Origin of the sequence: Acinetobacter rongchengensis (assembly GCF_003611475.1) — a bacterium.
Taxonomy (GTDB): Bacteria; Pseudomonadota; Gammaproteobacteria; order Pseudomonadales; family Moraxellaceae; genus Acinetobacter; species Acinetobacter rongchengensis.
On record NZ_RAXT01000020.1, the window covers coordinates 1 to 23,822 of the forward strand.

Sequence of the window (23,822 nt, forward strand, 5' to 3'; positions counted from 1 at the left end):
TTTAAAATAGTATCGAAGTTAAATAGCATTGAAGTAACGATCTCAATTTCAACAATCGGAATGATTAAAATCTTGTAAGGCTGTAATCAATTCTGCTGAAATACTGCTGATCGTGACTTCACGAACCATTTCGTCATCTGTTTTTTGAATATCAATCACATGGTCTGCTTGTGGAATTTCTTCACCACCTTTCGATGGCCATTCAAATAAAAACAAAGCATGCGCAACATCTAAATAATCACGGATACCCATTAATTCAAGTTCATATGGATCATTTAGGCGATACAAATCAAAATGAAAAATATCTTTCCCAGCAATATTATAGGGCTCAACCAGTGTATAGGTTGGGCTTTTAACAGCACCCTTATGCCCTAAACTTTGTAACCAATAACGACTCAGTGTCGTTTTGCCTGCACCTAAATCACCAATAAGATAAATTACGCCTTCAGCAATATGTTGCGCTAATTTTTGCGCTAATTTTTGGGTATCTAATTCATTGCTTAGGCTTAATTTACATGAATATTGCATAGCACTCACGACAGATTTCAAACGAATGCTTATGATAACATTGCAAAGCTTTTAATGTAAAAATATGCACAGAAATATCAACTTTGCATTGGATTATTCAAAAAACTCAGCCAAATCACGTTAACACTAAATCGCTAACACTGTATCGATAAAAATTTTCTACTCACGCATGTTGAGCATTTTTAGCAACAATATCAGCAAGATCATCCACCAATTGCGTAATATCTTGCTGACTCAATTCCGACAAAGTAATTCTTAACCCAAACTGCGTATTTTCAACAAAAAAATCTTCTCCTGTACGCACTAACCAACCTCTTTCGAGTAATGCTTGCGCATAATATTTTGGTGTGTCCAATTCTAACCACACATTTAAACCATCAAATTGTTTGGCACACTTTAATTGCTTTTGCTGCATCAAATTTACAAAAGCATGATTTAAATCTGAATAATACTGTTTGACCTGTTTTAAATGTTGTTCAAATTTCTCAGCCGTGAGTAATTGATAAACAATATTTTGCAATAAATGACTGACCCATGAGGTGCCAGAATTCATTTTTTTGTCTAATAATGCAGAAGTATGCGGATCACAGCAAATAAAACAAAAACGTAAATCAGGGCCTAAATATTTAGATACAGAACGAAGGACAGCCCAATTTTGCGTTGTTTCAGGAATAATATGGTAATACTCAGCATGGGAAATGGCTGAAAAATGATCATCAATTAAAACTAAGGTGTTTGGATAAGCCGCTAAAAGATTCTTGATTAAAATAGCTTCCTCACGATTTAAACTATAACCCGTTGGATTATGCGCCCGTGGTGTAATAATCAATGCTTTGACATGTTTATTTAGTGCATTTTCAATATCTGTCAGATTAAATCCCGCATGATTGACTTGAATTGAATGTATTTGGAAATGATTATTTTCAAGAATTTTTATACTGTTTATAAATCCAGGGCTTTCAATTGCCACATGATCTTGTGCCAATAAATATGCAGAAAGAATACGCTCTATTCCATCAATTGCACCATAAGATAATGCTAAACATGCTTCTGGGTGAATGGTGAAAATATCAGAAAAGATTTGGGTCTCAGCATACTTTTTTAATTGCTGATGATAAATATCTTCACCATATAAACCTGCTCGAACATTTTGAAAATTGACGCTTTGCAAGTTTGGAAGTAAATCACGATTTGGATTTCCATGTGCAATATCAATCAATTCAGGGCTTAAATTACGCTGACTCCCTTCGCCACCTCGTGATTTGGAATAACGAACTTGAGTGCCTAAGCGTTTATTGGTTTGTATCACACCAAGTTTAGCCAATGCTGTATAGGCTGTAGAAATCGTATTGCGGTTAACGCTTAATTGCTTTGCTAATTCACGAATATTAGGCAAGGTGTCACCTTCCTGATAAACACCTTGTGAAATAAGAAATCGAATACTCTCTTGTATTTCTTTAGCATTCTTTCCTTGAATTCTCATAAAAATATCAATTCTGCTCAACAATATTCACATTATATGTGACTTAAATTATTTAACCAATCCTTCAACATAAGTCGCCCTGCTTCGGTTAACTGTTCACCATAAGTCAATGCATCTTGTCTTAATTGATGAATATCAATATTGGCTTTATTTAACTCACAGGTATGCCCGATTAACCATTTTTCAATGTCTTTATAATTAACTTCAGGATGGAACTGTACTGCCAAAATTTGCCGCCCTATGCAAAAGGCCTGATTCTGATAATAATCAGAACTGGCCAAATGCGCACCTTGTATAGGCAAATCAAAAGTATCTCCATGCCAATGCAAAACATGTTTACCATCTAAAAACCTGAGTGGCGAAGCAAGACCTAAATCACTGATTTGCAAACGCCCCCAACCAATTTCTTTGTGATGTCCTGCATAAACATTTGCGCCAAGTGCATCAGCAATCAATTGAGCCCCCAAACAAATACCAAAAGTTGCATAATTCAACGCCAAGCGCTGTTTGAGCAGTGCAATTTCCGTTGCTAAAAATGGATATGTATCTACCTCATACACACCAATCGGCCCACCAAGAATAAATAGCGGTTGCTTTGAAGCAAATGCAGGGGTTAAATCATCAACCCCTGCTTGCAAATAATGAATATCATAGCCTTCATGATTTAAAAGCTCTGAGAATATACCTAAATCCTCAAAGCTGAGATGCTGAACCACATGAATTGTTTTCATAAAAATTCCTTATTCGACGTCAATATTTAAATCAGAAAAAATTTGTATTGCCCAAGCCTGATCAAAAAAACCCACACTTTTGCATAAATCAATTAAGTCACTACAATCAATCTTGTCTAAAGCGACTTCATTGTCTTCTCGGCAATCATTGATCAACTCTTTATTTTTTCTAATTTTGAGTTGAACTAAAATTCTGCTCCACAAATCAAAATCTTTGTTTGCAAACCATAAAACGGATTGAGCTAACATCCTCACCAAGAACTCTTTCTGCGTAGCATCCAGTTTCACAATCATTTGTTTGGTAATTTCAGTGAAAATTTTAGAATGGGCTAATTCATCATTTCTATGCGCTGCAACCGTGGCTTGATTAAAAGGCTGAATGGTATTATTCGAACTCAGCTGCTCTAAATAATCACTAACAAAAATCTCTGAAACGATGGATGCCGCTAACTGAATAAGTCGTTTTTTCCATTGTTCAGGATGCTTTTGTTGTTCTCGTTTTAAATTGTCGGCGAGAGAAAACTCACCAAAATCAATATTTTTTAAATCTCGTTTATATTGGCAGATTAGATTTGCATTTTTTACGAGTAATATATGGTAAGCCTCATCAACCAATGTTTCACAAACCAACTTATGTATAATAGGAGAAGACAATCCTGGTATTTTATTATTTAAAATATCATTACAACTTGGTGTAACGATATCACTTTCTATACAAACTGTTTTTTCATTATAAACCAACCAACCACAACTTAAAATTTTGCTTTTCTCAGAACAATCTAACTCATTAAAAATATAATGCTCAGAAAATGGCAATAACTCTTCAATAAAGTCTGGCTTATCTACGTTATAATTTAGATAATCTGGGGTTTCTTTACCGACCATTGAACGTTGTCGCCAACTATTGTGAATAGTCGATAAAAGTTTAATTGAGTTATTACTATCTTTGGAGATATTATCGATTAAAAAATTGTTCATTACTTTTCTCACAGATTAAGGTTATTCTTCATGAAACAATACAAATTTTCGCAAAAATAATTAATATCATACTCAGATATAAAAAATGACGGTAATAGTCGTATAATCTTATTCTGGGTGACATTAATTAATATCTTATGATTAATTAACATTTTCTCTGAAATATTAAACACCTCTTCATCCAATTCAATTGCAATCATTAAACCCATTCCTCGAATTGATTTAATACCTCGCACACTGGTAAATTTTGATTGTAATTTATTAATAAAATATTCTCCTTTTTCTCTATTTTTCTGAACAAACTGATCTCTTTCAATTATTTCTAATACTTTATAAGCGACACGACAAACTAAAGGATTCCCGCCAAAAGTTGAACCATGCATCCCTGGTTTCAACAGATTGTTCAGTTCTTCGCTTACTAGACATGCACCTATAGGGAGACCATTGGCGAGACCTTTAGCCAAAGTGAGTACATCTGGAATAATTTCAGCTTTTTGATGATAAAACCAATAGCCTGTACGCCCTAAACCACATTGCACTTCATCAAATATGAGTAAACATTGATATTGATGACATAGCTTTCTTAATTGCTTTAAATACAATGTAGATGAAATATTTACCCCCGCTTCACCTTGTATAGGTTCCAACATCACTGCACATACATGATGCTGCTCTAACTTGGCTTGAAGATCATCAATATCATTGAAATCAACAAAGATAAAATCATCTAAAAGTTTCCCAAATTGTTGTTTATACTTGTTATTGCCTGTTGCAGATAACGCACCTATGGTTCTGCCATGAAATGCATGCTTCATGACAATAATTTTAGGGTCTTTGATCTTATTTTCATGTGCATATAATTTTGCAATTTTAATTGCTGTTTCATTGGCTTCCGTACCTGAATTACAAAAAAATGCCGCATTTAAATTTGATATTTCAACCAGCTTATCACTGAGTTTTTTAGACCATTGATGAGTAAATAAATTCGATAAATGAATATAATGTTCAATTTGCTGATTAATTTCTCGATTGATTTCATCATTCTTATGCCCAAGATTATTTACACCAACACCTGAGGTCATATCTAAATATTTATTTCCAGCATCATCCCAAATATAACAACCATCACCTTGGGTAAAATTTATATCTATTTTTTGATAAAAATTAATTAAGCTACTCATTTATACAATCTCAGTACGGTTATAATCATCATAAGGTTCTAATTCATAATGCGTTGAGAAAATCTTTGTCGTCCCATTCTCAACCAAAAGAATCCTTTTTTCATTGGTGCCTTTATAAACTTTAATCTGTTGATCTTTACCTTCTATTAGCCGAATAAATTCAGATAAATCTTTTTCTGGAAAATTATTTCCAGTAATAAATCGGCCTAAAAGACGCTGTAGATGATAAATTTCGACTTGATAAACATAATCCATAAGATTCTCTTTAATCATTCAGGCCAATAATAGCTATCTGGTAAGTTTCTATGTCCAAAAATAGCTTGCCCAACTCGAATATCCGTTGCGCCTTCCTCTATTGCGATTTCAAAATCACCTGACATTCCCATAGATAATCTAGAAATTTCGGGATAACTGGCCTGAGTTTCGATTAACAATTCTTTTAATGTTCTAAAACAACTCCTCACTTTTTGCTCTTCATGGCTATGAATAGCTAAAGTCATTAAACCGACGATGTTTAAATGATCAAGCTTTTCTACTTCTGCTAAAAAATCGGTTAATTCATGAGGCTGTATGCCATATTTACTGGCTTCATTTGAGGTATTCACTTGAATAAAAACATCTAATTTTTTATCGATTGCACTCAGTTCATTGTTCAATTTGTTTGCGAGTCGAATACTGTCTAAGGCATGAAACTCGGAAATATATTGAACAATCTGTTTTACTTTATTGGTTTGTAAATGACCGATTAATATCCAGTTAACCTTTTCAGACTTTAATTGCTCAGCTTTAGAAATGAGTTCTTGTACTTTATTTTCACCAAACCGTGTCACACCTAAATCTATTGCATTTTGAATAGTCTCAAGTGGCTTGGTTTTGGTGACAGGAATAAGTCTGATTTGTTGAGGGCTTCTCCCCGTTTTGAGGCATGTATTTTGTATGCATTGCTCTAAATCAGCTAAATTCTTTGTTAGATACTGTACGTCCATCTCTTACTCATCACTTTTGACCTAGGTCAAAAATAATATAAATAATTTTTAAAAGACATCACTTCAAAACCACAAATGTAACTAAAGTTTTCTAATGCATGATCTCAATAAAAGATTTTTTAAAGGTTTATATGAATATTATTTGAAATGATCTACTGCGCAAAAACATGTTTTAATTTAAGATAGCGCATTTAAAATCTAAATCATTTATGAAAAAACCTCGCTTTAAATTTATTCCACCCATGATCAATGGCGTAAATGCAAGCCAAGTTTATCTACCCAAACTCAAACAAGAACCTTCTTCTTTATTTCACTTTTTATGTGAACAATTCCCTCATATTTCTATAGATGAATGGCAGCAACGTTTTGACGATGGACTTATTTTGGATCTGCATGGAAATGCATTAAATTCATCTGCTGCATTCCAACACAATACACACATTTTTTATTATCGCTTTTTGGCAAATGAAGTTCACGTACCGTTTCAAGAAAAGATTCTATTTGAAAATAATGATTTAATGGTGATTGATAAACCACATTTCCTTACCATTAGCCCCACTGGTCAGTATGTTCAAGAGACTTTATTGGTTCGATTAAAAAAGACCACGAATAATCCAGATTTAACCCCTATACATCGTTTAGACCGTGAAACTGCGGGAATCGTATTGATTTCTAAACAGCCCTCTACGCGTGGCCTGTATCAACAAATGTTTGCAGAACGTAAAGTTCAAAAGCTTTACCATGCCATTGCGCCTTACCGTGACACTTTAACATTTCCATGTGAAATCAGTTTACGTATGGAAAAAGGGCACCCTTTTTACACCATGCAGGTGGTGGATGGTATTGCCAACTCACAAACAACGGTTGAGATGATGTCACATGATCAATATTGGGCAAAGTATCAACTGAAACCGTTAACGGGCAAACAGCACCAGCTTCGTGTCCACTTAAATAGCTTAGGCATTCCGATTAAAAATGATCCTTTTTACCCAGAAGTCATACACAAAAAAGAAGATGATTTTAGTCAACCATTACAACTTTTAGCCAAACAAATTGAATTTAAGGACCCTGTAACACAGCAAGACATGCATTTTTGTTCTGAATACGAATTGACACTGTAATTCTTATGTAATGACAAATGTACGACTTTTTGATGATTAGACATTGAAATTCTAAATACTTTGATTAAAATAGACTTTCAAACTCAAATTTGTTTGGTTTAATCCATGAGAAAAACGGAAGTCTATCAAGTACGCCTTGATTCACAAGAAAAAAAACAGGCGTTTGCTGTATTTAAACAATTGGGAATCACCCCTGCACAAGCAGTTCGCCTTTTTTTTAAGCAAGTTGTGATTACAAAATCAATCCCCTTCGCTATTGAAAATCAGAATATTAATATGGATCAATTGTTAAAATTGAGAAAAATTAAGCAAGAACAGCAAAACGGTCAGTTGAATAACACTGCTGACTTGGTCGATGATGATGAAGATCTGTTTGCGGAGTTGAATGCAATCTTGGGTGAAAGTGACAAAAATTAACAGTGTTGCATTTTAAAACAATTCATTAAGTTTACTTTTGATTTTTTTGGGTATGCTCTTTTACAAGGAAATATAAAAATTCATTGTTAGGGGTATATCAATGATCGTCAGACGTGCGACCAAAGAAGATTTAAATCAACTTGCTGTTTTATTTGATGAATACCGTCAATTTTACGGTGCTTCTTCCAATATAAAAGAATCATTTAACTTTTTAACTCAACGCTATGAAAATCAAGAAAGCGTCATTTTTATCCATGTAAAAGATGAAGTTTTTACTGGTTTTGTACTTCTATATTTAGGTTTTTCCTCCGTTGCTTGCTCTACTTATTATATTTTGGATGATGTTTATGTCACGCCCATTTTCCGTCGACAAGGTTCAGCCAAGCAGTTAATTGATACCGCAATCTTATTTGCACGTCATCAAAATGCACAACGCATAAGCTTAGAAACTCAAAAAAATAATTATCACTCACATCAATTGTATGAACAAATGGGTTTCGTAAAAGACAACGAATTTCAAACTTATCATTGCTTTTTAAAATAATTCCTCAGATTACCCCTGTAGGAATTGAGCAATTGGTGAGTTAAATATATCTTCAGAATTCTAAATTAGAGGTTTTGAGTTCATCAAATGAGTGAATAGCCTTTCTTAAACAGTGTTTTACTGGATTAAATTTCCAATACTAACGCTGTATTTTGATTTTTAGCCGCTAAAATCTGTTGTTCATTCAAGTAAATCCATTCACCTTCGGCCAATTGCGATAATTTTAATTGACCAATTTGAGCACGATGTAAACGCTCAACCTTATTGCCAACCGCTGCGAGCATCCGTTTAACCTGATGATATACACCTTGATGAATCGTCATGGTTAATTCATGTTCAGTTATTTGTTGCACATCCGTTGCAGCAAAAATCCCCTTTTCGTTGCGCAATTCAACGCCTGCTTCTAGTTGCTGAATTTGTGTAACTTGAATTGGGTCTGCTGTCTGCATGCGATAAACTTTTGCAACATGCTTTTTAGGATGTGTCAAAGCCTGTAAAAACTGACCATCATCTGTAAGTAGCAATAAACCTGTTGTATCTTGATCAAGGCGTCCTACGCATTGCAAACCCCGATTCATCAACACCTCATCAAAAAAATCAAAAACGCTATAATGGTGTGTCGCCTGATGCGAACACTCATAACCTTGCGGTTTGTTTAGAGCAATATAGACTTTCTCGCGATACACATACTTTTCACCGTAAACAGAGTATTCTAAATTTTGTAAATTCAGTTTAAATTTTGGATCTGAAACGATCTGTTCTTGAATTGAAATAGCACCATTTTTGATCAGCTGCTGGCAGTGTTTTCGTGATCCAAAACCCTGTGATTGCAACATCTTTTCCAGCAACATATCTTTCACCCTATTTTCTAAGCCAATTATTTTACATGAGGATACTGAACATAGCGATGCATAAGGAATAACTAATTCAAGATTCAAATCATATTTTCTTGGTCATTTTATAATTGACTTTTCAATTAAATTTAACCACTCAAAAAGACAATCAAAACTTTTTTAATTTTAAAATTCAATATGATAAATAATAATACTGTAGCACATTTACAAAAATACTGTGCCAAATTAGGATTTATTTTAAAATCCATAACGCTATTTTCAGTATAATACAGCGGTATTTTTATTTTAAACGATGAACCTTGATGAGCTTTTCTAGCCTCGACCTTAATTTAATTGTTCTCCTGATTCTTCTCACCTGTGGTATTTTTAGTCACAACACGGCTGTAACCATCGCAGCAGGTGTCCTGATTGTTTTTAGAATCACACCTTTAAGCCAATTTTTCCCCCTCTTACAAACCCATGGTTTAGAAGTAGGTATTATTATTCTAACGATTGGCGTATTGACCCCTATCGCGAGTGGCAAAATTCCAGGCGAAGTGATTTTAAAATCGTTTATGCATTGGAAATCATTAACAGCAATTGCGATAGGGTTATTGGTTGCATGGCTTGGCGGGCGTGGCGTAAGTTTAATGACCAATCAACCAAATGTTGTTGCAGGATTACTGATTGGTACGGTTGCAGGCGTTGCATTATTACGCGGCGTTCCTGTTGGCCCGTTGATTGCAGCAGGAATTTTGTCGTTATTTATTGGGAAGTCTTAGTAGATTGATGAAAAATTGAAAATATCCTCAATCGCATGCTAGTTTAGATTGTTCGTACAAAACCTAAAAACAAATAGTAGCTAGGTAGCAATTGACCGTATTTTCAATACTCAATGATACTTAAATTTTGATGAGAATATAAACAGTAGACTTTTAAAGCATCTCTCAAAACGTATAGGTTACCCCTTTGTGAAACTCAATCTGTATGAATTTTCGTGAATTAAAAATTCATACATTGCATGATGTTAGCTTTAAGCTAAATAATAATGATGACGCTTTTGAGAGAATTTTTCTAACTGTTTTAAAAAACCTTCGAAGTAACTTTTCTCTTTTTCTTCAATACGATAACCTGCATATAAAGTACGGCGTAAACCATTGGCAGATACACAATCTAAACGGCGTGACGTCACCCAGCCCTTTTGCTCATATTCATTTACAACCCAATCAGGTAATGCCGCTATGCCTCGCCCACTTGCCACCAATTGAATCAGCATTTGAGTTAAATCAGTCGTTCGGATTTGTTTAGGTTGAATATTTGCAGGAATAAATAACTTCGACATGATATCTAAACGATGCTTATCGACAGGATAAGTAATCAATGTTTCTTCAGCCAACTCTTGTACAGTAATACGTTCAGCACGAACCAAGGGATGCGTATTTGAAAGTACTAAACGTGACTCATATTCAAAAATTGGAAAATATTCTATTCCTTTTAAGGCAATTGGATCAGCCGTAATTAATAAATCAAATTCAGCATTTTGCAAAAGTTCATGCGGATTCGACTCAAATCCTGAGGCAAAATCTAAGTCAACATCGGGATATTGTGAACGATATTGATTCAGCAGAGGCATTAACCAATCAAAGCAGCTATGACATTCTGAAGAAAAAATAATCCGCCCAGTTTGCCCATGTACAATTCTAGTAATGTCTGATTGTGCGATTTGGATTTGTGGAAGCACATCATCTGCAAGTTTAAGCAACCGTTGCCCCACATTAGAAAATGACACTGGACGTGTACGTCGGTTGACAACTTCTACCCCATACCAATGATCTAACTCTTTCAATTGATGGGAAATTGCTGAAGGTGTTAAACACAGATCACCTGCAGCAGCGACCAATGAACCATGCTCACGTAAAGCAATTAAAGTTTTTAAATGACGAATTTCTAACATGAGTAAAGACCAGCAAAACAACGTTTGGTTCTTCAAAGACTTTTAACAAACAATGCTTTCAGCGCTGTTGAAAGTGAGAAGAACAATCAATACAAATTTTGTTTGAACACAAAGCGAGATGCATGCTTCAAATAAAGTTAAAACAAAACATAATAAAAATCATTCAAACAATAAACCCACTATTGTTAAATGCGAATTAGATTCATCTCTTCATGCTCCAAAAGCATAAAGATACAAATGGAATCATTTATAAATGAATATAATTCACTATAACATGAATTTAATGAGTTTGCCTAAAGATGAATTTTATTTAATGATTATATCAATAAATGAATTTAAATAATTTAATCTTTGCAGAGGGATTCGAATGTCGATTAAAACCCATATCCTTGGCTACCCTCGTATTGGTGCAAAACGTGAACTTAAGTTTGCAGAAGAACGTTATTGGAATGGTGAAATTACACAAGCTGAATTTTTAGCAAAGGCTCAAGCGGTTGAAGCGGCAAACTGGCAAGCTCAAGTAGACGCAGGTTTATCATTGATGACTGTGGGTGACTTTGTATTTTACGACAGCATTTTAACCCATGCTGTTCGTTTAGGTGTGATTCCTACACGTTTTGTCGAAGCGACTCGACTGAACCACATGGATCAACAGTTTTATCTTGCACGTGGGCGAGCACCTGAATGCACAGATGTTGCTGCACTTGAAATGACAAAATGGTTTGATACCAATTATCATTATCTTGTCCCTGAATTAAATTCAACTCAAATATTTAAAGCTGATTTTTCCGATTTATTTGCACAAATTGAACGTGCAAAAACCTTCAAGCAACCCCTTAAAGTTGTAGTTCCAGGCCTTGTAAGCTTCTTATACCTTTCTCGAATTGTAGATACAGATAATACAAAGGCTGAACAACATGCATGTGAATGTGGTACCGATCATATTAAAATTGCTGCTGATCAGGCCACGTTAAAATTCATTGATGCCCTTATTCCCATCTACACAGCTTTATTCGATGAACTAAAAATACGTGGTGTTGAATATGTACAAATCGATGAACCTGTATTGGTTCTCGATCTTGCTCCAGAATGGCAAGCAGCTTTTGAACATGTTTATCACTTATTACAACGTAACGATGGTTTAAAACTAATTATTGCCTCTTATTTTGAAACTTTAGGGACAAATTTAAACCTTGCCGTTCAGCTTCCTGTTGCGGGTTTACACATTGACATCACTCATGAAAAGCAAGGTGAATTCTTTTGGAAAAAAGTCATTGATCAACTGCCTGCAGATAAAATCTTATCTTTAGGTTTAATCAGTGGTCGTAGTGTTTGGGCCAGTGATTTGGTTTATTTAAATCTGATTGTTCAAACGGCTAAAAAATCTTTAGGTGATCGTCTATGGCTTTCTAGCGGTTGTTCATTACTCCATGTACCTGTTGATTTGCGCTCTGAAACCATTCCTGCTGAAGTAAATGGCAAACTTGCCTTTGCCCGCCAAAAACTCAATGAATTGGTGGCATTAGCATCTGGAAATATTTATCCAAATGAAAAACTATCTAAAACAGCAGACAAGACTTTTGATTTAGTCGGACAAGAACGCGCAGAACCATTTGAAGATCGCTTCAAAGCACAACAACAAAAATTGAACTTACCTTTGATACCGACCACAACCATTGGTTCATTTCCTCAAACAGCTGAAATACGTGCAGCACGTTCAGCTTGGAACAATGGCGACTTAACCAATGATGCTTATGAAATTGCGATGAAGAAAGAAATTGCCTATGCAATTCAACAGCAAGAACAATTAGGTTTAGATGTCTTGGTTCATGGTGAAGCTGAACGTACCGACATGGTGGAATACTTTGCGGGTTTACTGGATGGTTTCTGGTTATCTAGATTTGGATGGGTACAATCTTATGGAAGTCGCTGCGTACGCCCACCGATCATTGTCAGTGATATAACTCGCTCAAAAGCCATGACTGTAAAGTGGATTCAATACGCCAATACATTATCTAATAAGATTGTAAAAGGCATGTTGACCGGACCTGTCACCATTTTAAATTGGTCTTTCCCACCTGCCCACCGTAGCCGACGTGAAGTGTGTTTACAGCTTGCAGAAGCGATTCGTCTGGAAGTTTCAGATCTGCAAAATGCAGGGGTTGAAATTATCCAAATTGATGAAGCTGCATTCCGTGAAGGTTTACCCCTGCGCAAAGCAGATCAAGCTGAATATTGGGACTGGGCGGTGAAATCTTTCAAACACTGTTCCAGCAGCGCCCAAATCGATACACAGATTCATACCCATATGTGTTATTCAGACTTTAAAGACTGCTTGCCACAAATCACAGCCATGGATGCGGATGTCATTACCATCGAAACCTCACGTTCAGGCCTACAACTATTAGAAGTATTCCATGAGCAAGGCTATCCCAATGCAATCGGGCCAGGAGTGTATGACATTCACAGCCCACGTACCCCAACTGTAGACAATATGCGTACTGTCATTGATGGCGCATTAAAGACCATCCCCGCTGAACGTCTTTGGGTCAATCCAGATTGTGGTTTAAAAACGCGTAATTGGACTGAAACAAAAACAGCATTAGCCGCTTTGGTAAAAATGGCCAAGCAAGTACGTGCTGAGCTTGAGGCAGCTTAATGAAAAATAAGTATAAAAATAACTTTAAAATAATAAATCTTAGAATAATAAAAACAACACCTTAGATAAATCAGCGGCCTCCATTCATGGGGGCATTTTTTTAACCTTTGAAATCATAATGAATTAATTTACGCATAAAATAATCATCTAAAAAACCTGTCCAATAATAAAAAATTTAAAGATCAATAACACGTGACTTCACTACATTTTATTGGTGCAAAATAGATAGAACGACTTTTTTAATCCAGTTACATTTCAAAATTGTTTATCTTCTGAGCGCAACATATGCTAAATAAACAGGATTTAGCTCATACTTTACAGGAGTAGAACAATGACAAGTGAAGCTATTCGTGATCCTAAAAAGGATATTCTACTTACACCACAAAATGCCGCATTTATTTGTATCGATTACCAACCCGTTCAAGTCAACTCAATTGCCTCAATGGATCGTCAACTACTGATCAATAATATTGTCGGCTCAGCCTAAGCTGCTGTTGTCTACGGTCTTCCGATTATCCATTCAACAGTCAATGTTAAAACAGGTTTAAATAAGCCCCCTATTCCTCAGCTACGCAAGGTATTACAAGATTATCCAACCTATGACCGTACTACGATTAACTCTTGGGAAGATGTAGAATTTCAAGCCGCGGTAAAAGCAACAGGTCGTAAAAAACTAATTATGACCGCACTTTGGACAGAAGCTTGCCTCACCTTTCCTGCTTTAGATGCCATCAATGAAGGTTTTGAAGTATATGTGATTGTAGACGCTGTAGGTGGTACTTCTGTTGCAGCACACGAAGCAGCTCTTCGACGTATTGAACAAGCGGGTGGTAAATTAATCAGTGTTGTACAACTGTTTTGTGAGTTACAACGTGATTGGAAACGTGCTGAAACTGTTCCTCAATTTATGAACTTATTTATTGAAACGGGTGGTACAGCAGGTATTCAATTCTCTTATGATAAATCAGAATAGATTTGCTTAACTATTTAAGAATATTAAGAATGATCATAAAATCAGGATGATAATAAGTTTTATCTATCCTGATTTTTCATTTATGGATAATATTTTTAAAAATTATGAATAGCTTTTAAAAATTTAGAATCTCAATTTATTGCTTATTGAACAATACTCATAACATCATCGTTTTTGATTGTGGCTTGTTTTACAGCAGGCTGTTCTAATGTCAATAATTTATAACTTTCAACATTGTCATTTTGATCAAAAAATATCTCATAAGACATTTTCTTACCATTAAAAACAGTTTCCGTTGGTGTGCCAATAATTTCCCATAAACCCACAGTCGCAACATCGGCTGCACCATGCCAAAAAGCACGACCGACTTTGCTAGCAGTAGAATAACCTTGTACAAAGGTATAGATTTCGTATCTCTTACCCTCTTTAATTTCGGAGATCACTGGTGCACCAAATTCTGCAACCACTAAACTTCTTGGTATACCAGCATTTAACATTGTTGTATTCTTTTTTGAAGGTTGTTTGCTTGCCATCACGACAGAACAACCCGCATTCATCAACATCGTCACTGCAACCCCAGTAATCACTAATTTTTTAAACATTCTTTTTAAAATCCATGGTCTATTATCAATAACGCTTTAAATATAAATTATTTACTCCATTTTTCAAGAGAATTAATCAGGTAACCTATGTCCACAATGTGGGCAGAAACAATACTTATTTTTTTCATGCTCAAGTTCTTCTTCTTTACGCTCTCGAATTAACTGCAAAATAATATCCCGTGTTTGCTCAGTGGAAAGCCCTATTTGCTTACGGATACTCTCAATTTTTTCAACATCTTCAACTAAATTTATTTCACTATTATTTAATAACTCTCTAAATCTAACCTCTAATTCCTGCTTTCTTTGTTCCAATTCATTGGCCAATCCTGTTGCTAAAATACCTGCGGGTAAAGCAGCTAGACCAACCCCTAAAATCGTAATCAGCGCACCTAAAAAACGTCCCAATGGTGTGATAGGGGTAACGTCTCCATAGCCCACCGTTGTTAAAGTGACGACAGCCCACCACATCGATGCTGGAATAGAACTAAATACATTCGGTTGGGCACGACTTTCTACAACGTAGATTCCTGCTGCTGCCATGACAATCATGATTAATAAAATAAAAATAACGGCTTGAAAAGATCCTTTTTCACGCTCTATGACACGTAGAAGAATCTGTAAAGAAACAAAGTAACGGGTTAATTTTAATAGTCGGAGTAACCGTAAAACACGTAAGAAGCGTAAATCGATATGTACAAATAAATTGATATAAGCAGGTAAAATTGCCAATAAATCAATAATCGCTGCGCCACTGGTGATATAACGCCAACGCTGTTTTGAATTAGATTCTAAGGGGTTTTTCTCAACCACACTCCAAAATCTAAGCACATATTCTGCGGTAAAAATAACAATGGAAAGACTTTCAAAAATCTTAAAATAAACATGATAAGCATTGTAAATTTCATTCACTGATTCCAGCAATACTGCAACCACATTTCCACTAATCAATACGATGAGAAAATAATTAATACACCGACTAAACAGCGTTTCATAATCATCATTATGCAAATTGTTATAGACAAAATGCCGTAACCTATACCATGCCGTAATTCGCATCATTGCACTTTTTATTGGAATTAAAACTGCATAGTAATACGTCAGGCCCTGTAAAGACAATCTTGAAACGATTAACAACGCCATCATACACATAATGCTGATCAGTTAAGCCTTTTTAAATCCTCCCCCTTGCGGAGCATGCTCCTCACCTTTGATAAAGAAGGAATAAGCAGCACTGCTGCGCAAGAAATCTAAAATTATTTTAAATTCTCAATAGTTCCCCTCTTTTTCCTTGCACCATCAATGGCTCAGGGTTAGGGGAGATTCTTAGATGAGTAATGACTAAATTACTCTTAACTGACTGGCATTGCATCACACACTGGCTTTTTACGAACGCATCAGTAGTGAAGACTGATAAATAAAATTTTATAAATTGATAAAAATTTATTATATTAGTCACATATTTTTTCCAGCATCGCTAACTTCACAGTTTACGTACTTGCACAGTGTACAACTCTCAAATATGGATCATTGATGTCTTCGCAACAAAACAGCCAGCTTAAACACGGCTTGAGCAATCGTCATATTCAATTGATTGCTTTAGGTGGCTCAATTGGCACAGGGCTTTTCTTAGGAATTTCTCAAACCATCAAACTTGCAGGGCCATCCGTTATTTTAGGCTATGCGATTGCAGGCCTCATTGCTTTCTTTATGATGCGTCAATTGGGTGAAATGGTGGTTGAAGAACCTGTCAGTGGCTCATTCAGTTATTTTGCCTATAAATATTGGAGTCCATTTGCTGGTTTTATGTCAGGCTGGAATTACTGGGTACTTAATGTCTTGGTTTGTATGGCTGAGCTAAGTGCAATTGGTCTATATGTTCAATATTGGTGGCCTGAAATCCCAACTTGGGTGTCTGCATTGGCTTTCTTTATTCTGATCAATGTGATTAACCTTTTGCATGTTAAAGTTTTTGGTGAAATGGAATTCTTATTTTCCATCATTAAAATTTTAGCCATTATTGCCATGATTGGTTTTGGTTCATGGTTACTTGCCAGTGGTCATGCAGGTGAAACTGCATCGATTTCAAACCTATGGGCTTTAGGTGGATTTTTCCCCAATGGTCTGACGGGTTTGGTTATGGCAATGGCGATCATTATGTTCTCATTTGGCGGGATCGAATTGGTCGGTATTGCAGCAGCAGAAACTCAAAATCCAACACAAACTATCCCTAAAGCGGTTAATCAAATTGTTTATCGTGTGCTGCTGTTTTATGTATTAACCATCGTGGTTTTACTGTCACTTTTTCCATGGAATCAAATTGCTGAAGGTGGGAGCCCTTTTGTGCTGATTTTTGATTCACTTGGAAGCCAAGGTGTTGCAACTGCGCTTAATTTTGTCGTACTGACCGCTGCAATTTCCGTCTATAACGGAACAAGTTATGGAACAAGTCGCATGTTGCTTGGCTTGGCACAGCAAGGCAATGCACCACGATTTTTAAGTAAAATTAATCAACGTGGTATTCCTTATACAGCTATTTTGACTTCAGCTCTAGTGACTGCAATCTGTGTAGTATTAAATTATATTTTCCCAGAAAGTGCTTTTAAACTATTGATGAGTCTAGTGATTTCAGCGATTGTAATTAATTGGACAGTACTTTCACTGACCCATCTTAAATTTAAACGTAAGATGAATGTTTTAAATAAAATTTCACTTTTTCCTGCGATTGCATATCCATTGGGTAATTATATTTGTGTGATTTTCATGTTGTGTATTTTGGCCATCATGTGGATGACACCCGATATGCGTATTGCGGTTATTTTAATTCCAATCTGGATTGCCTGTTTAAGTCTTGCGTATTGGTTCAAAGTACGAAAAGTCTGAGGTCATGGACAGCATCTTTAATGGCACCCTTCCGCTAAAGATGCTGTCCATAAAATCAAAGCCAGTCTCCCAAATGTCTTTGATTCAATAAGATTATTTTAGCGTTTCACACAATGAAATGTTTCCCGAATTTGCTCTTGTTTTAAATATTTTCCGGAATGAAATTTCATGTTTCAACTCATTTACGGAAAAAAATTCTGAGGTATAGCGTATGAATGACAGCCATTACAATTTAGACAAGATAGATCGTAAAATTTTATCTGCCCTGAGACAAGATGGTCGGCTTACTGTAGCTCAGCTGTCAGAAATGGTGGGTTTGTCATCTTCACCGTGTTGGACGCGAGTGAAACGTCTTGAATCACTCAATGTGATTGAAGGCTATACCGCTACAATTAATGCTAAAGCGATTGGTATTAATGAATTGTTCTTTATTGAAATCACTTTAGAACGCCATGATGATGAAATTTTAGAGCAATTTAGTGAAGCACTCGGACAAATGCCTGAAGTTGTAGAAGCACATTTAGTGACTGGCGATTACGATTATCTAGTCAAAGTTGCTGTAAAAAATGCTGAACATTATGAGCGGTTTTTACGTAAAAACTTATATTCGATGAAGGGCATTCGCCATACCCGCTCTATTTTTGCTTTACGACCATTAAAGTTAGAAAATAAATCAGATTTGATGATGATCGAATAAATAACGCGCCCTTCCTTGTTTATTTACGTATATTTATTCGATCTATTGAAATGGCTGTCTGATTAGAATTTGTATTGCACTGATAATGTTGTGTTACGTGGTGCGCCATAATTCATACGGTTAGCACCAATACCCTCATAATATGTTTTATCGAATAAGTTATCGATATTGAGCTGTACTTTAATATTTGGATCCACTTGATACCCTAGCATCGCACTGGCCAATACAATATCACCCTGTTCAATTTTTGTTGCTCCAGTGCCACTGGTGACTTGACTACGATAATTTAAGCCAATACCTGCATTCCATTGATTTTGCATATATTTAACAAATAGATTGGCCATTGTGCGTGCATTATCGGTATTTACCTTAGTACCTTTGGCATCTTTAGCTTCAAAATTTGCGATACCTAAATTCACAGCCCATTGTTCACTAATTTCACCATCGACTTCAAACTCAAAACCTTTACTGACCACGCCATCTACAGCACGATAAGCTTGCTCTGTTTTTGAAGTTTCAACAAATTGACCATCAATCTTCTCTGCAACATTACTCTGTTCAATTCTAAATATTGATAATGCCGTATTTAAACGACCATCAAAAAATTCACTTTTAACCCCTGTTTCATAGTTTTTGCCTAAAATAGGATCTAGATAATCACCTGTTGGTGTTCGATTATTTTGTGGTTTAAAAATATCGGTATAACTTGCATATAAGGAATGCTCAGGCAATACGTCATAAACAAAACCAATATAAGGTGTGAGTTCATCTTTAAACTCGCGACTCCCCGTGCCAGTTTCAATTTCATATTCCCAATTTGATAAACGTGCACCTGCAACCATTTTCAAACGATCCAGTAAACTGAACTTACCCGCTACATAAGCACCTGATTGCGTCGTTTGGTACGGGCTTAACCGATTTGTTGTACTGATTGAACCAACAACGGATGTATCTAAATCATTAAAATCTAAAATGTAATTATCTATAACAGGATTACCATAATAAGACTTTAACAACTCATTACGATTCCAAGAACCGCCGATCAAGATTTCTTGCTCACGGTTTGCGATTGAAAATGGCATATTTACATAGACATCAACATTATTTTCTTCTGTCGTCGCACGACTTGAATAGGTTGAGGCTTTGATATTGCCCAAACCTGTTGCTTTATCTACTTTTCCACCAAAATAAAGTAATGCCGTATCTTTATCATCTCGACGGTATGCGTAGGCAACATTTAAATTGATATCATTGAATAGGTTTTGTTTCAGCGAGGCAAATACAGCCTGTGTATCAATATTCCAATAGGTCCAATCTGAAGTGACCGTTAAATCACGGTCAAAATGGGTCTTTGTCCCATCTGTATAAAATGCTGGCATTCCACCCCAGCGGATCCCGTTTCGCTCTAATTCTTGGTAAGTTGCTGCCAGTGAAAAACTGGTACTGTCTGTAACATCATAATCCAAAGCAACATAAGCAATATTTCGAGATTTTTCATAATGATCCATAAAAGAGTCTTCATCTGAGTGTTTTACAAAAACGCGCCCTCTGAATGAACCATCCTCATTTAAACCTGATGAAAGATCGATTGAACTTGAATAATTGTCCCAAGAACCACCTGAAGCTTGTAATGTTCCCGTCAGTTCTTTTGAATCGGCATGCTTACGGATCATATTTAGACCCATGGCAGGATTTCCCGCGCCTGTCATTAATCCATTTGCACCTTTAACCACTTCTACACGATCAAAAATACTTAAATCTAAATCACCTTCCCCCAAACTCATGGTACTTGGTAATCCATCAATTAAATAATAATCAACCGCAAAACCACGTGCATAATTGTTTTGACGTTCATCGGTACGTGATGCAGTAACACCTGTAATGTTATTCATTAAAGATTGAAAAGATGTAATGTTACGATCATCTAAATATTCTTTGGTATAGACTTTGACATTCTGTGGCGTTTCTCTTAACGCAAGATCAAGTTTGGTTGCTGTTTTGGCTTGATGATGCGTATAACTTTTTGAGTTTTCACTGCTGCTATTTTCTTGAGTTGCTTGTAAAGTAATAGTTTGTAATTGTTGGGTTTTATTTGCTTGTTCAGCCAAAATACTAGAATCTTGCTGCGCTTCTATAGCCAACACATTCAGTGAAACTGATGTGAATGAAGATAGTATTGCGATTTTAATCGAGAGTGCCAAAGCTTTTTTAGCATAAGGTGAACTAAACATGAACCATTCCAGTTTTAAAATTTAAAGACAAAATACGGAATACATATTTAATCCCGCATATTGCACATTCGCTTCGACACAGATCCAAAGCTTTTGTGCGTATGCCTCACTCCCCCTGAGAATCAATAGATTAGGATCAATCATATGTTTTCTGTTTTATAGTGTCGCAAAATAGTATAGTTTTAATAATAATGCAAACTATTATCATTTAGATTTATATAAAATATGAACTTTCCATAATTTCTATGCTATTTATTGCTTTACTTTTATGTTTTAATACGCACAGTATGAGATGAGCCTCTTACAGTATATGCCTCGATGCATATACGACTAGCCCCTAACCATGGGGCTTTTTATTGTCCAAATTTTCAATAACATGTCTTTATAAGTATTGATTATCATAACTAAAAAATCATTTACACAAGTTCACTATATTTACTTATTTTGTACATTATTATTTAACAATAAATTGAAGTAAAAAAGGAATAACTATGAAGAAATTCTTTAAATATCTACTTATCATTATTGCTCTTCTATTTGTGATCGGATTGCTATTTTTATTCAGACCTATCGCGTCTAGTTCTGTAAGTACCAAAGCCGATGAACCCGTAGTGGATGTGGTCCTGATCGGTGGCGGTATTATGAGTGCAACCTTGGGAACTTATTTGAGTGAATTGGAACCCTCATGGCAAGTACGTATGTATGAGCGTTTGGATCAAGTCGGTCAAGAAAGTTCAAAAGGTTTGAACAATGCAGGTACAGGGCATTCAGGCTTTATGGAAATGAACTATACCCCTGAAAAAGACGGTAAAGTTGATATTAAAAAAGCCATCGATACAGCTTCTCAGTTTGAAGTGAGTAAGCAATTTTGGGCTTATCAGGTTAAAAATGGCGTACTCGGTCAACCGACTAGTTTTATTAATCCTGTTCCGCACATTGCATTTGTTTGGGGCGATAACGTCAATTATATGAAAAAACGTTATGACGCCATGATTCAAAGCCCAATGTTTGAAGGGTTAAAATACACAGAAAATCCTGCTGAAATTAAGCAATGGGCACCACTTGTCATGCAAGGACGTGATGCCAATCAGAAAGTTGCTGCGACTCGTATGGATGTAGGTTCAGATGTAAATTATGGTTCTATTACCACACAATTGGTGGATCATTTGAAAAAACAGGCTAATTTTAAACTTGAGACATCAACTGAGGTCACGGGTATTAGCCAAAATTCTGATAAAACGTGGACAGTTTCATTTAAGAATCTAAAAACCAATGCTGAAAGTCATGTTAAAACCCGTCATGTATTTATTGGCGCAGGCGGTGCTGCAATCAGATTATTGCAAATGACTGGTTTAGAAGAAACCAAACAATATGCAGGCTTCCCTATTGGTGGTATTTTCCTTATGACTGATAATCCAGCGGTCACAGCGCAACACACTGCAAAAGTATATGGTAAGCCTGAATTAGGTGCACCTCCGATGTCTGTACCACACATTGATACGCGTTATATTGATGGCAAAAAATATGTATTGTTTGGGCCATTTGCAACTTATTCGAACAAGTTCCTTAAACATGGTTCTCAGTTTGATTTAATTGATGCGACCAATAAAAATAACGTAATTCCTATGGCAACAATTGGTATTGAAAACTTAGATTTAGTTGAATATTTAATTAGCCAAGTGGCGATGTCAAAACAAGATCAGTTTAATGAGCTTAAAAAATATTATCCTGAGGCTAAAATTGAAGATTGGAAATTGAATCAAGGTGGTCAGCGTGTTCAGATCATCAAGAAAGCTCCAGGTAAAGAAGCGACTTTACAGTTTGGTACTGAAATTTTTGCTTCTCAAGATGGTTCTGTAACTGCCCTACTTGGCGCTTCTCCAGGTGCTTCGACTTCTCCTTATATTATGTTGAGTTTGATGGAGAAGGCTTTCCCTGAACAAGTCAAAGGTAAGTGGAATCCGAAGTTACATGAAATCGTCCAATCTTATGGGCAAGATTTAGGAACTAACCCTGCTCTACTTGATCAAGTGCGTACTTATACCAGTGCGACTTTAGGTTTAAATTATACGCCTACTCGTAAAGCTGCTAATGATGCAACGGCAACAGCGCCTGCTGTGGCGAATGCGAATTAATCAAAATGTGTAGATTAAAAAGATGAGCTTAGGCTCATCTTTTTATGGTGTGAGTATCTTTTCATTATTTTTACGGTTCTTAGCATAACCTCTAAAATATTTAAATGTAGGTATGGTTAAACAATTCACAAGTGATAGGACGTATAGGAGCATTAAAAAACCCACCGAAGTGGGTCGTTGATATTATTAATATTCATCGCTTAAAGCTAATTCTGCGCTCTTGGCTAAAAATGCAGAACGGCTCAAATGTTGTTTTTTAGCGACAGCATCAATACGATTGACTAAAGATTCAGACATACTGATATTAATTCGAATTGACTTTGTGTTGATCTTGGATGTATCGATATTTACCAATAACCAATAACCACCTTCAAAACGATCATCACCTAACCATTGTTCAGGGCTTGATGGTTGAGGTAATGCCATGTCCTCACCCTCGAAATAAAGCTCTACAGCTTCTTGTACCATCTGCGGAATGTCTTGCATTTCATCTGCAGCACTAAAACACCCATCAAAGTCAGGGAAAGTTAACCCGTATGCAGTATTTTCATCTTTATGAACATATACTGGATATAACATATTTACCTCCACTCCCAACCAGCTTGTTTATATATATTGCGTAGAGTACCAATCGGTATATCTTTCCTCGGATGAGGAACAACGACATGCCCAGATTTTTCAGGGTGTTTGTACTTTTCATGGTCACCTTTTCCGCCCACTTTGTACCAACCTTCCTGCTCAAGACGCTTAATAATGTCTTTACTATTCATTGTGTAATTATACACAACCTTATGCAATGTTGCATAATTTTTGCTCTTATTATGTGTTAACGTATATTTCTATGTGAAAAAAATCACCTTTCGACGGTTATAAGTTTTACCAAGCAGGA

22 protein-coding genes and 1 pseudogene are annotated in these 23,822 nt (G+C 35.8%); 9 read left to right on the forward strand and 14 right to left on the reverse strand.

Annotation, left to right across the window (positions count from 1 at the left end):
• Positions 1-48 precede the first annotated feature (48 nt).
• From tsaE to D7V20_RS10670, 7 genes are all read right to left on the reverse strand, one after another.
• Complete coding sequence (tsaE, locus tag D7V20_RS10640) at positions 49-528, reverse strand: tRNA (adenosine(37)-N6)-threonylcarbamoyltransferase complex ATPase subunit type 1 TsaE (protein WP_120384314.1); 480 nt, start codon at positions 526-528, stop codon at positions 49-51.
• Positions 529-691: 163 nt separating this feature from the next.
• Complete coding sequence (locus D7V20_RS10645; protein ID WP_120384270.1) at positions 692-2,011, reverse strand: aminotransferase class I/II-fold pyridoxal phosphate-dependent enzyme; 1,320 nt, start codon at positions 2,009-2,011, stop codon at positions 692-694.
• A gap of 32 nt (positions 2,012-2,043) precedes the next feature.
• Positions 2,044-2,742 carry a glutamine amidotransferase gene (locus tag D7V20_RS10650; RefSeq protein WP_120384271.1) on the reverse strand — a complete coding sequence of 233 codons (699 nt, stop codon included), beginning with the start codon at positions 2,740-2,742 and terminating at the stop codon, positions 2,044-2,046.
• A gap of 9 nt (positions 2,743-2,751) precedes the next feature.
• A complete protein-coding gene (locus D7V20_RS10655; protein WP_120384272.1) occupies positions 2,752-3,720 on the reverse strand; it encodes a diiron oxygenase in 969 nt (322 codons plus the stop codon).
• An 8-nt stretch (positions 3,721-3,728) separates the two neighbouring features.
• Complete coding sequence (locus D7V20_RS10660; RefSeq protein WP_120384273.1) at positions 3,729-4,901, reverse strand: aspartate aminotransferase family protein; 1,173 nt, start codon at positions 4,899-4,901, stop codon at positions 3,729-3,731.
• Positions 4,902-5,156: a hypothetical protein gene (locus tag D7V20_RS10665; RefSeq protein WP_120384274.1), complete on the reverse strand. Its 255-nt coding sequence runs from the start codon at positions 5,154-5,156 to the stop codon at positions 4,902-4,904.
• A 14-nt stretch (positions 5,157-5,170) separates the two neighbouring features.
• On the reverse strand, positions 5,171-5,887 hold the full coding sequence (locus D7V20_RS10670) for a YggS family pyridoxal phosphate-dependent enzyme (protein WP_120384275.1): 717 nt from the start codon (positions 5,885-5,887) through the stop codon (positions 5,171-5,173).
• Positions 5,888-6,096: 209 nt separating this feature from the next.
• Between D7V20_RS10670 and D7V20_RS10675 the strand changes: the two genes are divergently transcribed.
• The 3 genes from D7V20_RS10675 to D7V20_RS10685 all read left to right on the forward strand — a co-directional run bounded on the left by D7V20_RS10675 (position 6,097) and on the right by D7V20_RS10685 (position 7,969).
• Positions 6,097-7,008, forward strand: coding sequence for a pseudouridine synthase (locus tag D7V20_RS10675; protein WP_120384276.1), 912 nt, complete (start codon positions 6,097-6,099; stop codon positions 7,006-7,008).
• 105 nt (positions 7,009-7,113) lie between these two features.
• Entirely contained in the window at positions 7,114-7,425 is a 312-nt protein-coding gene (locus tag D7V20_RS10680) for a type II toxin-antitoxin system RelB/DinJ family antitoxin (RefSeq protein ID WP_120384277.1), read from the forward strand.
• Between the two features lie 100 nt (positions 7,426-7,525).
• The gene (locus D7V20_RS10685) at positions 7,526-7,969 is read left to right on the forward strand and encodes a GNAT family N-acetyltransferase (protein ID WP_120384278.1); all 444 of its coding nucleotides are present in this window, start codon (positions 7,526-7,528) and stop codon (positions 7,967-7,969) included.
• 125 nt (positions 7,970-8,094) lie between these two features.
• On the opposite strand, the gene D7V20_RS10690 is transcribed toward D7V20_RS10685, so the two are convergent.
• Entirely contained in the window at positions 8,095-8,820 is a 726-nt protein-coding gene (locus tag D7V20_RS10690) for a pseudouridine synthase (RefSeq protein WP_120384279.1), read from the reverse strand.
• Between the two features lie 305 nt (positions 8,821-9,125).
• On the opposite strand from D7V20_RS10690, the gene D7V20_RS10695 reads away from it, so the two are divergent.
• Complete coding sequence (locus D7V20_RS10695) at positions 9,126-9,584, forward strand: DUF441 domain-containing protein (protein ID WP_120384280.1); 459 nt, start codon at positions 9,126-9,128, stop codon at positions 9,582-9,584.
• Positions 9,585-9,835: 251 nt separating this feature from the next.
• Here D7V20_RS10695 and D7V20_RS10700 read toward each other — a convergent pair whose 3' ends face one another.
• Positions 9,836-10,756, reverse strand: a complete 921-nt coding sequence (locus D7V20_RS10700) for a LysR family transcriptional regulator (RefSeq protein ID WP_120384281.1) — start codon at positions 10,754-10,756, stop codon at positions 9,836-9,838.
• A 367-nt stretch (positions 10,757-11,123) separates the two neighbouring features.
• On the opposite strand from D7V20_RS10700, the gene metE reads away from it, so the two are divergent.
• Complete coding sequence (metE, locus tag D7V20_RS10705) at positions 11,124-13,415, forward strand: 5-methyltetrahydropteroyltriglutamate--homocysteine S-methyltransferase (RefSeq protein ID WP_120384282.1); 2,292 nt, start codon at positions 11,124-11,126, stop codon at positions 13,413-13,415.
• A gap of 331 nt (positions 13,416-13,746) precedes the next feature.
• A pseudogene (locus tag D7V20_RS10710) lies at positions 13,747-14,388 on the forward strand (hydrolase).
• 143 nt (positions 14,389-14,531) lie between these two features.
• Here the strand turns inward: D7V20_RS10710 and D7V20_RS10715 are convergent.
• Both D7V20_RS10715 and D7V20_RS10720 read right to left on the reverse strand, forming a co-directional pair.
• Complete coding sequence (locus tag D7V20_RS10715) at positions 14,532-14,990, reverse strand: hypothetical protein (protein WP_120384283.1); 459 nt, start codon at positions 14,988-14,990, stop codon at positions 14,532-14,534.
• A 72-nt stretch (positions 14,991-15,062) separates the two neighbouring features.
• Complete coding sequence (locus D7V20_RS10720; RefSeq protein WP_120384315.1) at positions 15,063-16,046, reverse strand: ion transporter; 984 nt, start codon at positions 16,044-16,046, stop codon at positions 15,063-15,065.
• Positions 16,047-16,520: 474 nt separating this feature from the next.
• Here D7V20_RS10720 and D7V20_RS10725 point away from each other — a divergent pair, with 474 nt between their 5' ends.
• Together D7V20_RS10725 and D7V20_RS10730 are read left to right on the forward strand one after the other, a co-directional pair.
• Positions 16,521-17,870 carry an amino acid permease gene (locus D7V20_RS10725; protein ID WP_120384284.1) on the forward strand — a complete coding sequence of 450 codons (1,350 nt, stop codon included), beginning with the start codon at positions 16,521-16,523 and terminating at the stop codon, positions 17,868-17,870.
• Positions 17,871-18,081: 211 nt separating this feature from the next.
• Positions 18,082-18,567 carry an Lrp/AsnC family transcriptional regulator gene (locus D7V20_RS10730; RefSeq protein ID WP_120384285.1) on the forward strand — a complete coding sequence of 162 codons (486 nt, stop codon included), beginning with the start codon at positions 18,082-18,084 and terminating at the stop codon, positions 18,565-18,567.
• A 62-nt stretch (positions 18,568-18,629) separates the two neighbouring features.
• On the opposite strand, the gene D7V20_RS10735 is transcribed toward D7V20_RS10730, so the two are convergent.
• A complete protein-coding gene (locus tag D7V20_RS10735) occupies positions 18,630-20,798 on the reverse strand; it encodes a TonB-dependent siderophore receptor (RefSeq protein WP_120384286.1) in 2,169 nt (722 codons plus the stop codon).
• A gap of 491 nt (positions 20,799-21,289) precedes the next feature.
• Here D7V20_RS10735 and mqo point away from each other — a divergent pair, with 491 nt between their 5' ends.
• A complete protein-coding gene (mqo, locus tag D7V20_RS10740; RefSeq protein WP_120384287.1) occupies positions 21,290-22,933 on the forward strand; it encodes a malate dehydrogenase (quinone) in 1,644 nt (547 codons plus the stop codon).
• Between the two features lie 186 nt (positions 22,934-23,119).
• Here mqo and D7V20_RS10745 read toward each other — a convergent pair whose 3' ends face one another.
• Together D7V20_RS10745 and D7V20_RS10750 are read right to left on the reverse strand one after the other, a co-directional pair.
• Entirely contained in the window at positions 23,120-23,512 is a 393-nt protein-coding gene (locus D7V20_RS10745; protein WP_120384288.1) for a type II toxin-antitoxin system HicB family antitoxin, read from the reverse strand.
• A gap of 2 nt (positions 23,513-23,514) precedes the next feature.
• A complete protein-coding gene (locus D7V20_RS10750) occupies positions 23,515-23,718 on the reverse strand; it encodes a type II toxin-antitoxin system HicA family toxin (protein WP_407923945.1) in 204 nt (67 codons plus the stop codon).
• Between the last annotated feature and the right edge of the window lie 104 nt (positions 23,719-23,822).